Origin of the sequence: Pseudomonas sp. B10(2017), from assembly GCF_002113295.1 — a bacterium.
GTDB classification, from domain to species: Bacteria; Pseudomonadota; Gammaproteobacteria; order Pseudomonadales; family Pseudomonadaceae; genus Aquipseudomonas; species Aquipseudomonas pudica.
Window position 1 is genome coordinate 36,946 of record NZ_NEJU01000021.1, and the last position, 12,349, is coordinate 49,294.

General features: G+C 64.3%; 11 protein-coding genes. 3 read left to right on the plus strand and 8 right to left on the minus strand.

What is annotated here, in order from left to right:
* Positions 1-61: 61 nt before the first annotated feature.
* The 4 genes from CAF92_RS21625 to CAF92_RS21640 form a co-directional block, all read right to left on the minus strand.
* Complete coding sequence (locus CAF92_RS21625) at positions 62-1,279, minus strand: DUF3422 domain-containing protein (RefSeq protein ID WP_085601895.1); 1,218 nt, start codon at positions 1,277-1,279, stop codon at positions 62-64.
* Between the two features lie 275 nt (positions 1,280-1,554).
* Complete coding sequence (locus CAF92_RS21630; RefSeq protein ID WP_085601896.1) at positions 1,555-2,985, minus strand: aldehyde dehydrogenase family protein; 1,431 nt, start codon at positions 2,983-2,985, stop codon at positions 1,555-1,557.
* 13 nt (positions 2,986-2,998) lie between these two features.
* Entirely contained in the window at positions 2,999-4,498 is a 1,500-nt protein-coding gene (locus CAF92_RS21635) for a cytosine permease (protein ID WP_046616768.1), read from the minus strand.
* A gap of 94 nt (positions 4,499-4,592) precedes the next feature.
* The gene (locus CAF92_RS21640) at positions 4,593-4,982 is read right to left on the minus strand and encodes a nuclear transport factor 2 family protein (protein ID WP_015268917.1); all 390 of its coding nucleotides are present in this window, start codon (positions 4,980-4,982) and stop codon (positions 4,593-4,595) included.
* 406 nt (positions 4,983-5,388) lie between these two features.
* Here CAF92_RS21640 and CAF92_RS21645 point away from each other — a divergent pair, with 406 nt between their 5' ends.
* Entirely contained in the window at positions 5,389-6,408 is a 1,020-nt protein-coding gene (locus tag CAF92_RS21645; protein ID WP_085601897.1) for a transporter, read from the plus strand.
* Between the two features lie 15 nt (positions 6,409-6,423).
* Here the strand turns inward: CAF92_RS21645 and ehuA are convergent, their stop codons facing one another.
* The 4 genes from ehuA to ehuB form a co-directional block, all read right to left on the minus strand.
* Positions 6,424-7,218 carry an ectoine/hydroxyectoine ABC transporter ATP-binding protein EhuA gene (ehuA, locus tag CAF92_RS21650; protein ID WP_178081818.1) on the minus strand — a complete coding sequence of 265 codons (795 nt, stop codon included), beginning with the start codon at positions 7,216-7,218 and terminating at the stop codon, positions 6,424-6,426.
* A 65-nt stretch (positions 7,219-7,283) separates the two neighbouring features.
* On the minus strand, positions 7,284-7,940 hold the full coding sequence (gene ehuD / locus CAF92_RS21655; RefSeq protein WP_046616766.1) for an ectoine/hydroxyectoine ABC transporter permease subunit EhuD: 657 nt from the start codon (positions 7,938-7,940) through the stop codon (positions 7,284-7,286).
* On the minus strand, positions 7,937-8,596 hold the full coding sequence (ehuC, locus tag CAF92_RS21660; RefSeq protein WP_046616765.1) for an ectoine/hydroxyectoine ABC transporter permease subunit EhuC: 660 nt from the start codon (positions 8,594-8,596) through the stop codon (positions 7,937-7,939). Before ehuC ends, ehuD begins: the two co-directional genes overlap by 4 nt.
* A gap of 62 nt (positions 8,597-8,658) precedes the next feature.
* Positions 8,659-9,513 carry an ectoine/hydroxyectoine ABC transporter substrate-binding protein EhuB gene (gene ehuB / locus CAF92_RS21665; RefSeq protein ID WP_046616764.1) on the minus strand — a complete coding sequence of 285 codons (855 nt, stop codon included), beginning with the start codon at positions 9,511-9,513 and terminating at the stop codon, positions 8,659-8,661.
* Positions 9,514-9,752: 239 nt separating this feature from the next.
* On the opposite strand from ehuB, the gene CAF92_RS21670 reads away from it, so the two are divergent.
* Together CAF92_RS21670 and eutB are read left to right on the plus strand one after the other, a co-directional pair.
* Positions 9,753-11,147, plus strand: coding sequence for a PLP-dependent aminotransferase family protein (locus CAF92_RS21670; protein WP_085601924.1), 1,395 nt, complete (start codon positions 9,753-9,755; stop codon positions 11,145-11,147).
* A gap of 199 nt (positions 11,148-11,346) precedes the next feature.
* On the plus strand, positions 11,347-12,318 hold the full coding sequence (eutB, locus tag CAF92_RS21675) for a hydroxyectoine utilization dehydratase EutB (protein ID WP_046616763.1): 972 nt from the start codon (positions 11,347-11,349) through the stop codon (positions 12,316-12,318).
* The last annotated feature ends 31 nt before the right edge of the window (positions 12,319-12,349 follow it).

Here is a 12,349-nt window from a genome sequence, read left to right on the forward strand (position 1 = left end):
CCGTACGCAATACCTTTGGGAGCTGGCTTGCCGGCGATTGGGCTGCAAAGCAGCCCCAGCCTCAATGCTGCTTGGCCTGCCTGATTCTCAGCAAGATCACCAGCAACACCAACAGCACAGGCGGCGCCATGGCCAACAGCCCATCCCGCGCCGTCAGCCCCAACCCCAGCACATTCAGCCCGCCATACAGCAGCTTGAACAAGTTCAGCAGGTAGTAGGTGATGGCAATGATCGACAGCCCCTCCACCGCCCGTTGAATCTTCACTTGGGCATCGGCCCGGGCATTGAGGCTGCGCAGGATCTCGGCGTTCTGTTCTTCCATCTCCACCTGTACCCGTGCTTGCAACAGGTCGCCCAGGTTGGCCACATTCTTTGCCAACTGCTCCAGGCGCTGCTCGGTGGCCGCGCAGTAGCGCACGGTCGGTTTGAACCGGCGTTCGATGAACACCCCCAGGCGCTGGCAGTCGCCCACATGGCTTTCCCGCAGCTCGCCCAGGCGCTCGAACACCAGTTGCGCATAGGCTTGCGTGGCGCCGAAGCGGTGGCGGGTTTTCACCGTGCGGCTGACCACCTGGCGTGACAGGTGGGCAATGGCCTCCAACAACCCTTTGGAATCATGGCCATCGACCCCGGCACTGCGCTCCGAGAGGCTGACCAGGGTCTTGTCGAAGGCATCCAGCTCCTGGCTCAGGTCCTTGGCGGTGGTCAGGGTCAGCGAGGCCATCATGCGGTAGGTCTCGATCTCCAGCAGACGGCGGATCATGCGGCCCTGACGGTAGGCATTGAGGCGACGGTTGATGAACAGGAAGCGGTTGGTGCCGTCCTCGGTCAGGCGAAAATCGCTCCACACCACCGCATCGCCACCGCCGACGCAGGAGCCGCACGGGTCCTTGAAACCGTAGTGGGGCAGGTCCAGTTCGTGTTCGTCACGGACCAGCACCTGCACCGCGTTGATCACCTGCGCCGCTTGCGGGGCGATAGCCTCGGCCAGCACCGGCGGCAGCGTTTGCCACTCGGTATCGGCGGCCGTGCAAGGCACCACCAGGGTCAGGGTGAAGAACTCGGTGTGCCGTTCCCACTTGAACGGATGACCATCCAGGCGGGTGATGCCTTGGGCGGCTGCGGTGTCCAGGCCATCCGGGCAGCAGCGTTGCAGCAGTGCCGCACAGGCAGCATCGCCGCCAAGCAAGGCCAGGTGGAAGACATGCGCCGGGCCGTCGAAATACAGCGACGGGCGGGCGTGCAGTTCGTTGTGCAAGGCGGTGCGTTGAGGGTGCATGGGTGGTCCGGCCTGGTGTTGTGATTGTGGGGGGTACCAGGAAGTGGGACTTTGCGCGGGGAGGGGAAAGTCACGCGGGCGCAGAGTTTTGTGTCGCCTGTACCGGCCTCTTCGCGGGCAAGCCCGCTCCCACAGGTACGGTGCTTCCCTTCAGGCCTGCGCTATCCCTGTGGGAGCGGGTTTACCCGCGAAGAGGCCGGTAAGCCCGGCTCATACGCGGTTCTTGTAGGAGCGGCCTTGTGTCGCGAAAGGGCCGCAAAGCGGCCCCGGAAATCTCAACCCAGACAGCGCGTTACATGCTTGACCGATTGGTAGGCCGACAACCCCCAAGGCCCCAGCTCACGCCCGATCCCGCTACCCTTGGTGCCACCCCACGAGGTCTCGACGAACACTGCCTGCACCGAGTTAATCCACACATGGCCAACCTCCAGCGCATCGGCTACCCGCTCGGCACGGTCCAGATCGGCAGAGCACACCGTCGCCACCAGCCCGAAGCGGCTATCGTTGGCCTCGGCAATCGCCTGTTCCTCGGTCGCAAAGCGACGCGCGCACAGCACCGGGCCAAAGATTTCCTCGGTCCACAGGCGGCTGTCTTTCGGCACATCGGCATACAGCGTCGGGCTGACGAACCAGCCATCCCGGTCCAGCGCCTTGCCACCTGCCAGGCACTGCAAGCCTTCTTCCCGCGCCGTGGCAAAGTAGCCGGCCACTTTCAGCCACTGCGCCTGGCTGGTCAGCGGCCCCATGTCGACCTCCTCGGTCAACGGATTACCGACCCGCAGGTTTTCCAGTGCCTCCTGCAAGCGCGGCAGCAGTGCCTCGGCAATGCCGTCCTGCACCAGCAGCCGCGAAGTGGCCGAGCACATCTGCCCGGCGTTCCAGGTGATGCCGGCGACGATCCATTCCACCGCCTGGCCCACATCGCAATCATCGAACACCACGATCGCCGACTTGCCACCCAGCTCCAGCGTCACCGGCCGGCACTGCGCCGAAGCGCTGCGCATTACCTGGCTGCCAACACTATTGCTGCCGGTGAACGACAGCTTGTCCAGGCCATTGTGATTGCTCAGTGCAGCGCCGGTTTCGGCCTTGCCGTTGACGATGTTCAACACCCCGGCCGGCAGCCCCAGGGCATCGGCGATCTGGCCGTAGGCCTGTTCGATCAGCGGGGTGACTTCCGACGGCTTGAGCACCACGGTGCAACCGGCGGCCAGGGCCGGGGCGAGCTTCCAGGCGCTGGTCACCAGCGGGAAGTTCCACGGCACGATCAGGCCGACCACGCCCACCGGTTCCAGGCGGGTGCGAGCGCTGAAGCCCGGTGCAGCCAACGGCACGTCACGGTTCTTCGATGGCAGTTGCTCGGCCAGTTCGGCGTAGTAGCCGAAGGTGGCGATGGCGTCGTCCAGGTCGACTTCCGCCTCGTGACGTGGCTTGCCATTGTTGCGCATCTGCAAGGTGATCAACGCTTCACGGCGCTGCCCGAGTTGTTCGGCAAAGCCGCGCAGGTAGGCGGCGCGTTCGCTGGCGCTGGTGCTTTTCCAGGCGTGCAGGGCGCCACGGGCAGCGGTCACGGCCTGGTCTACCTGGCCGACGCTGGCGGCCATCAGTTCGGCAAACGGTTGCCCAAGGGCCGGGTCATTGACGCTGATGCAGTCGCTGCCCTGGCCTTCGACCCAGCGGCCGGCAATGTAGTGGGAAGTGGTCATGGTCGGTTTCCAGTCAGGCCATTTCGGCGGTGGTTACCGGGGTGTGCGCGGTGCTTTTGCAACGCACCCAACGCGGGCCTTGGGGGCCATACACGCCGGCAGGTTCGGGGAAAAGGTTGAGCAGCAGCAGGTACAGCACGCCTGCCAGCCCCAGGGTGACCGGCAGGCTCAGGTCGATGCCGCCGGCCAGGTCGCCCAGTGGGCCGACGAACTGCCCTGGCAGGTTGACGAAGCACAGGCCCACCGCCGCGCTGGGGATCCACGCCCCCATGCCGCGCCAGTTCCAGCCATGCAGGAACCAGTAGTGCCCGCCACGCTGGCCGCGGGTGAATACCTGCAGGTCGTCGGCATGGTAGAAGCCGCGGCGAGTGATCAGGCCAAGGATCATGATCACCATCCACGGGCTGGTGCAGGTGATGATCAGCACGGCGAAGGTCGAAACGCTCTGCACCAGGTTGAAAGTGAAGCGGCCGACGAAGATGAAGCCGATCGCCAGCACGCCGATCAGCAGCGTGGCGCCGGCACGGCTGAGCAGGCGTGGGAACACGCTGGACATGTCCAGGCCGGTGCCGTACAGCGCCGTTGTGCCGGTGGACATGCCGCCGATCACCGCAATCAGGCACACCGGCAGGAAGAACCAGCTTGGCGCCACCGCCAGCAGGCCACCGACGTAGTTGTTGGCAGCGATGTAGTCCGGCGCCTGGGTGGCCACCAGGGTGGCGGTGCACAGGCCGAACAGGAACGGGATCAGTGTCGCGCCCTGGGCCGCGATCACCGCCAGCATGATCCGAGCCTTTGGGGTTTCACGCGGGATGTAGCGCGACCAGTCGCCGAGGAACGCACCGAACGACACCGGGTTGCTCATGGCCAGGATTGCCGCACCGACGAATGCCGCCCAGAAGCCCGCCTGGCCGAGGTTGACGCTACCCGCGTAACCGGCATCGAACGGCCCGGCAAAGGCAACGATGCCCAGCAGGAACAGCAGGCTCGAGGCCCAGACGGCAATCTTGTTGACCCACAGCATGAAGCGGAAGCCGAAGATGCACACCACCAGCACCAGTACCGCGAACAGGCCGTAAGCCAGGCCCAGGGTCAGGTCGGTTTCCGGCAGGCCGGCCAGGCGCTTGGCGCCGCCGACCAGGGCATCGCCCGAGCTCCAGACCGACAGCGAAAAGAATGCCACTGCGGTGAGCAGCGACAGGAACGAACCGACGATGCGACCGTGCACGCCAAAGTGCGCACCCGACGACACCGCGTTGTTGGTGCCGTTGAGCGCGCCGAACAGGCCCATGGGCGCGAGGATCAGCGCACCCACGCCGACGCCGAGCAGGATCGCCCACACGCCGGCCTGGAACGACAGCCCGAACAGCACCGGGAAGCTGCCCAGCACGGCTGTGGCGAAGGTATTGGCGCCGCCGAAGATCAGGCGGAACAGGTCCAGCGGGGAGGCGTCGCGTTGATCGTCGGGGATCTGTTCGACGCCGTTGGTCTCGATACCGGTCGAGTGGCTCATGGTGATGCTCCAGCGCGGTTGTTGTGGGCCGGCGCAGTACGCGGGCCTTATTGTGGGTGCGATGGCAGGGCGGCAGGGCCGCGTAAATGGATGATCAGGCCGGCGATACGACCGACAGGTGCTCGTGGCAGGCCAGCCACCGTTCGCCGTGGCGGCGGAAGACAATGGTTTCGCGCTCGCTCAACTGGTGTTCTTCGCCGGCGATACGGATGTGCGTGGCCACATCATGCATGAAGATCGCCACGTCACCTTGCAGGCTCACCTGGGCATTGCCTGATTCGCAGGCGAGCACGGCAAACCCGTCGGCCTGCCACTGGGCCCAGAGTTGCTCGTAGGCATGGCGCGACAGCAGCGGTTGCGGCAGGGTGTGGAAAAGGAAGGTGGCGTCTTCGCTGAAGCAGGCGAAATAGCGAGCAGTGTCGTTGCTGGCGAACGCCGCAACGAGGTCGGCGGCGGCTTGCCGTACCTGGAGTGTCTGGTCCACGGGAGTGGCCTCACGGTTCTTGTGATTGTGGTGAAGCGATTCTGGTGGCGGTTGGCGAGGGGAAAAATCGCTGCGGGCAAATAATCAGTTCAGGAATTTGTGAAGTGATGGCTGCGCTTTCTCAGGTTTCGCGCCGCACACCCTGTGGGAGCGGGCGTGCCCGTTCTCATAAGGCTGCACATAACGCATTGAATTAGCAGGGCCCCCTGTGGGAGCGGCTTCAGCCGCGAACACCGGCGCAGCCGGTGCCACGCACCACGCTGGATTCTTCGCGGCTAAAGCCGCTCCCACAGGGTCTCTACGCGACAGCGCAGCCCAAAGGGCTTTCAGCTATCCAGCTGTCATCTGACTGCAACGAATATTCAGCAACCTTTCTGCCATCTCCCGTGCCTCATTGCGAGTTCGAATGGGCCATCCCGCGCTGCATCTGCCACAGGACCACGACCTGTTCGGCCTGCTCTACGCCTTCGCCTTCCGCCCTGGCCAGCCGGGGCGCGAAATCGATTCGGCGCAGTTGTTGCGCATGCTCGGCCAGCCGCTGGAACCTGGCGAGTTTCTGTGGGTGCACCTGAACCTGGCCCACGCTGCCTGCGAACGCTGGTTGCGCACCCACCTGCAGCTGCCCGAAGCCTTCTTCGAAACCCTGCGCGAAGGTTCGCGCTCGACCCGTCTCGAACACGCCGACGCGGCGCTGCTGGCGGTGGTCAACGATGTGGTGTTCAACTTCGGCCTGGTGTCCTCGGACATCTCCACGCTGTGGGCCTGCGCCAGCAGCCAGCTGCTGGTGAGCGCCCGGTTGCAGCCGTTGCATTCGGTGGACAAGTTGCGCTCGTCGGTCAAGCGTGGCGAGCGCTTTCATTCGTCCATCGAGTTGCTGGTCCATCTGCTGCGCGACCAAGGCGATGTGCTGACCCAGATCGTGCGTGAAACCACCACCAGCGTCGACCGCATCGAAGACCAGTTGCTGTCCCAGCGTCTGAGCGACAACCGCGCCGAACTGGGCAGCATGCGCCGGGTGCTGGTGCGCCTGCAGCGCCTGCTGGCGCTGGAGCCAGGGGCGCTGCTGCGGCTGCTGAACCGGCCGCCCGACTGGCTGCAGGAACAGGACATACGCCAGCTGCGCGCGGCCACAGAAGAGTTCACCCTGGTGATCAGCGACCTCACCGCCCTCGGTGAGCGGATCAAACTGCTGCAGGAAGAAATCGCCGCCAAGCTCAACGAACAGACCAACCGCACCCTGTTCACCCTGACTGTGGTGACCGTGCTGGCCCTGCCCATCAACATCATCGCCGGCTTCTTCGGCATGAACGTCGGGGGTGTGCCGCTGGCGGAAAACCCCCATGGTTTCTGGGTACTGGTGGCCCTGGTGGCGACCTTCACCGTGCTGGTGGGGCGCTGGGCTTTTCGCAAGCGGCGCGAGTACTGACGCGACGATCGCCGGTCAGTTCGCCTCCCGCACTGCACTCAGGAACGCCCGGGTCCGCTCCTGTTGCGGGTTTTCGTAGATCTGTGCCGGCGTCCCCTGTTCGTGGATCTGCCCCTTGTAGAAGAAGCACACCCGATCCGCGAACTCCCGGGCAAAGCCCATCTGATGCGTCACCATCAGCATGGTCAGGTTGTGCTCGCTGCCCAACCGGCGGATCACGTTCAGCACCTCGCCACACAGTTCCGGGTCCAGCGCCGAGGTCACTTCGTCGAACAGCATCACCTTGGGCCGCATCGCCAGCGCCCGGGCAATCGCCACGCGCTGTTGCTGGCCACCGGACAATTGCGATGGGTAGTGCTCGAACTTGTTGCCCAGGCCAACCATCTCCAGCAACTCGGCAGCCCGTTCACGCGCCTCGGCCGGCTTCACGCCCAACACCTGGACCGGGGCCTCGATCACGTTCTGCAAGGCACTCATGTGCGGGAACAGGTTGAAACTCTGGAACACCATGCCGATCTTCGCCCGCACTTTGCGTACATGTCGCTCGTTGGCGATGAGCTGCGTGCCGTTGCGCCCAGGCATGTGGGTGAGCGATTCGCCATCGACTTCGATCATGCCCTGGTCGATGCCCTCAAGTGTCATCAGTACCCGCAGCAACGTCGACTTGCCCGAGCCACTGGGGCCGATGATCGCCACCTTTTCGCCAGGGGCGACATCGAGGTTGAGGCCGTCGAGTACGGTGAAGCTGCCGTAGCGTTTGGTCACGTCCTTGAAACTGACGATCGGTTGGGCAATGGCCGGTGTGGGCATGTGGGTGTCCAGCGGCTGGGTGGTTGTGGCGGTGGCACTGGCGAAGTGGGTCACAGGGGCGATCATCAGCGGAGCTCCAGGCGCACTTCAAGGCGCCGAACGAGGTAGGCCAGAGCGACGCTCAAGGCCAGGAAGAACAGACCGACCAGGGTGATCGGCTCGAGGTAGCGGAAGCTTTCGGAGCCGACATTCTTGGCCTGCTGCATGATTTCCACCACGGTGATGGCCGACAGCACCGGGGTGTCCTTGAGCATGGCGATCAGGTAGTTGCCCAACGGCGGCAGGATCGGCCGAATCGCCTGGGGCAGGATGACTGCCCGGTAGGCGGTCCATGGCGCGAAGTTGAGGGCGACCACCGCTTCCCACTGGCTGCGCGCCACCGAGTCGAGGCCGCCGCGGTAAACCTCGGCCAGGTAACAGGCGTAGTGCACGCCGATACCGATGATGCCGGCCTGCATGGCGGTCATGTTGACCCCGTAGTTGGGCAGCACGTAATAGAGGAAATACACCTGGATCAGCAGCGGCGTACTGCGGATGAACTCGATCAGCAATGCCACCGGCCATGACAGCCAGGCCTGGCGGCTGCGTCGGGCGATGGCCAGGAACAGGCCCAGCACCACTGCAATCAGGAAGCCAACCACGGTGATGCCCAGGGTTTTCAGCGACGCCTGCAGCAAGTCGGGCAGGATTTGCGCGACGTAGTTCCAGTCCCAGAAATTCATGACAGGCTCCCCCGCAGGCGACCGCGGCTCAGGCGCCGTTCGACCCGACGCATGAGGAAGTTGATGACCTGCGCCAGGACGAAGTAGAGCAGCAGGGTGAGGCTGAAGATTTCCAGGGTCTGGAAAGTCGCCTGGTCCAGCTGACGGGCGCGGAAGCTAAGGTCCGACAGGGTGATCAGCGACACCAGCGATGTGTTTTTCAGCAGTTCGATCAGCAGGTTGGTGCCAGGTGCGATGGCCGCCAGCAATGCCTGCGGCAGGATGATCCGCCGGAAGCGGATGGTGGCGGGCATGTTCAGCGCGGTGCAGGCTTCGTACTGCCCTTTGGCCACCGAGCTGATCGCCCCGCGCATCACTTCGGCACCGTAGGCACCGATATGCAGCCCGAGGCCGACGATCGCCACGGTGTAGGCGCTGAGTTCGAGGTTGAACGGTGGCAGCGGCAATACGAAGAACAACCAGAACAACTGCACCAGCAACGAGGTGCCGCGGAACAGCTCGATGTAGGCCACGCAAAGCCAGCTCAATGGCCGCCATGACGAACGCCGGCCAAGGGCGGCGAGGATCGCGGCGACGATGGCCAGCAGCGAGCCGAAGAAGGTGACCTGAATGGTGACCCAGGCGCCTTGCAGTAACAACGGTATCAATTCACCCATGGTTCGACCTGAATAATCGGGTTACACAGGGAATGGCACGGCAAGCGCCATGCCACCTCGATTCACTGCTGGGCACAGAGCTCGGCGGCGGTCTTGTCTGTCACGTTGCTGCGGTCGAAGCCGAACGGCGCGACGGTCTTGAGATGCTCCTCACTGCCCAGCCACTTTTTCATCTCGGCGTTGACCGCGTCGCGCAGGGCCTTGTCCTCGGGGCGGAAGGCCAGGGCACCGTAGCCGGTGTGGGCCGGGTCATCCGTGAAGTCGCTGATCGCCTCTACCTTGTCGCCACCCTTTTTCGCCAGGCCCTTCATGGTCAGCTGGGTGCCCACGGCAGCATCGGCGCGGCCGGCGCGCACGGCCTGCAACTGGGCGGTGGTGTCCGGCACCTGAAGGATCTGCGCATCCGTGATGCCGGATTCGCGGGCATAGGCGAGGTTGACCGTGCCCGCCATGATCGCCAGTTTCACGTCCGGGCTCCTGGCGATGTCGGCGTAGCTGTGCAGGTTCTTCGGATTGCCCTGTGCAACCAGCAGGGTGTCGGGCAGGGCGTACTGCGGGTCGGTGAAGATCACCTGCTTGCAGCGTGCCGGGGTGATGTACATGCCGGCGGCAATCACATCGAAGCGCCCGGCGCGCAAGCCCGGGATCAACGAACCCCACTCTGTGAGCACGCCATCGACCTGCTTGATGCCCATCTTCTCGAAGATGATCTTGGCGATTTCCGGTGACTCCCCGGTTACCCGGCCATCGGTCTCGGTGAAGGCGAACGGGGTTTCGTTGGCGTAGCCGATGCGGATGTGGCTGGTTTCCTTGATTTCGTCCAGGCTGGCAGCCTGGGCGCTGGCAAGCACACCGAAGGCGGCACAGGCCATCAGCAGGCGCTGGAAGGGGCGTGGAACGTTGAAAGGCTGGCTCATCAATGAAGCTCCTGTTTGTTATAAAAACCGTCATCGACGGCTCTGTGTTAGGAGGCAGTGGAGCAAAACAGCGATAGCAGGTCGGTCTTTTGTTCGAGGCTGGCAGGCAGCGGGAGTTCGACCTTGGGGCGAGCATACAAAAGCTGAAACGGCGATGGCATTGCACTAGGACAATTGCCCGAAGCACTTGTACGGGGGATGCTGTGACCCTGGCCCCGGCAAGTGAAGCGAACATCATGATGCACAGTTGGAAGGCAGCCCTGGACACCGCCCGCATCGGCGAGTCCAAATACAAGATTCTGGTCCAGGCGGTCACCGGCGAAATCGAGCGCGGCGTATTGGTACATGACCAGCGCCTGCCACCGCAGCGGCAGGTAGCCGATGCCCTGGGCATCAGCGTGCAGACCGTGACCAATGCCTACAAGGAACTTGAGCGCCAAGGCCTGGTACGTTGCGAGATCGGCCGTGGCAGTTTCGTCAGTCGGCGCATGAGCGACCGTGTGTCGGATGACATCATCGACCTGCCCGAGCGTACCCTGGTCGACTTCTCCATCACCCGCATCCTTCACACCCAGGTGCACGAGCGCATCTGGCGCGACACTTGCGCCGAGTTGGCCGTTGAAGAGGAGCAGCCGTGGATCCATGCCTACCGGCCCATCGCCGGTTTCGAGAGCCACCGCGAGGCTGCGGTGCGCTGGCTTGCCGGCCTGGGCATGCAGGTCGAGCGTGACGATGTGCTGGTCACCAATGGCGCCGCCCACGCTATCTTCCTGGCCCTGGCCTCGCTGGCCGGGCCGGATGATGTGGTGCTGTGCGAGGGGTTGACCGACCATGGCGTGATCGGCAATTCACAGGTGCTCGGTTTCACCCTCAAAGGCCTGGAGATGGACCGCGAGGGCATCAACCCGGAGCATTTCGAGGACATCTGCAGCAACGAGCGTGTGACCGCGCTGGTGTGCACACCCAACCTCAACAACCCTACCGTCAGCCTGATGCCCGACAGCCGGCGCCAGGAGATTGCCGAAATTGCCCGGCGCTTTGGCGTGCATATCATCGAAGATGACGTTTACGGGCCGCTGCTGGGTGGCAGCCATGCCAGGCCGCTCAGCTCCTATGCGCCGGAGCTGTCCTTCTACTGCACCAGCATGACCAAGTCGGTGCTTACCGGCCTGCGCGTGGGCTACCTGGCCATGCCCAAGCGCCTGGCGCTACGCACCGAGAGCATCTTGCGGGTCAACAGCTGGATGGCCACGCCCCTGGTGGCGGAAATTGCATCGCGCTGGATCAACGACGGGCGCGCGGCGCAGCTGGTGGCGTTGCAGCGCACTCTGCTGGGCGAGCGTCAGGCGTTGTTGCGTGACTACCTGGGGGAATATGTGCGTGGTCAGCACTCCCATGCCTTAGGGGCGTGGCTGAACATTCCCGAGCGGTGGGAAGTGGACAGCCTGGTGCGTGCCCTGCGCCGCCGGCAGATTGCGGTAACGCCGCCGGAGCCGTTCCTGGTGCGCGGTACACCGCGGCCACGGGCCGTGCGCTTGTGCGTGGGCGCCGAGTGTTCCGAGGCGAAGCTGCGGCAGGCCTTTGGCGATATGCGGGAGTTGTTCGGGCAGTATCCGCAGATCCATGAACTGTAACTCTCCTGCAGCGGCCTCTTCGCGGGCATGCCCGCTCCCACAGGAATCGCTGTGCCAAACCTGTGGGAGCGGGCGTGCCCGCGAAGAGGCCGCTGCAGGCAAAAACAAATTCCCCGGCAAATTGCCCTAGTACATTCATCACGACAATTTTCGCCTCATACACTCCGCCCAACATCAGCTCACTTGTTGGGTCCCGGTCATGTCAGCGCTCTCGCTTCACGATCTCTACCTCGCCCGCCAGCGTATCCACGGCCTGGTGCGCAGCACGCCGCTGGAACTTTCCCCCAGCCTGTCACGGCACCTGGGCACGCCGGTCTACCTGAAGCTCGAAGCCCTGCAGACCACCGGCAGCTTCAAGCTGCGTGGCGCCAGCAATGCCATCGCCGCACTGAACGCGGAACAACGCGCATGCGGCGTGGTTACGGCTTCCACCGGTAATCACGGCCGGGCGGTGGCCCACGCTGCTGCGCAACTGGGTGTGAAGGCAACCGTGTTTCTTTCGCAACTGGTGCCAGCCAACAAGGTCCAGGCCATCCGCGATCTGGGCGCCGAAGTGTGCATCGTCGGCCACTCCCAGGACGACGCCCAGCAGGCCGCGCACCAACATGCCGAGCAACAGGGCGCAACGCTGATTCCACCTTTCGATCACCCCCAGGTCATCGCTGGCCAGGGCACGCTGGGCCTGGAAATCATCGAGCAGTTGCCCGAGGTGGAGCAGGTGCTGATTCCGCTCTCCGGTGGTGGCCTGTTCGCGGGTGTGGCGTTGGCCATGAAAAGCATCAAGCCGGCGCTCACCACCCATGGCGTCAGCATGCAGCGTGGCGCGGCGATGTACGCCAGCCTGCAGGCCGGCTGCCCGGTCGAAGTCGAGGAGCTGCCAACCCTTGCCGACTCGCTTGGCGGCGGTATCGGCCTGGGCAACCAGCACACCCTGAGCATGACCCAGCGTCTGCTCGACCAACTCCACCTGCTGCCGGAAGCGTCGATCGCCAACGGCATGCGCCACGCCTATCAGCACGAACGGCTGGTACTCGAAGGTGCCGGCGCAGTCGGCATCGCCGCGCTGCTCGACGGCCTGGTGACGGCCCGCGGCCCGGTCGTGGTGGTGGTCAGCGGGCGCAACGTCGACAGCGCACAGCATCAGCGCGTCATCAACGGCGGCGACGCCTGAAATTCAAGTTTCCTTCACTGGAGGTATTCGA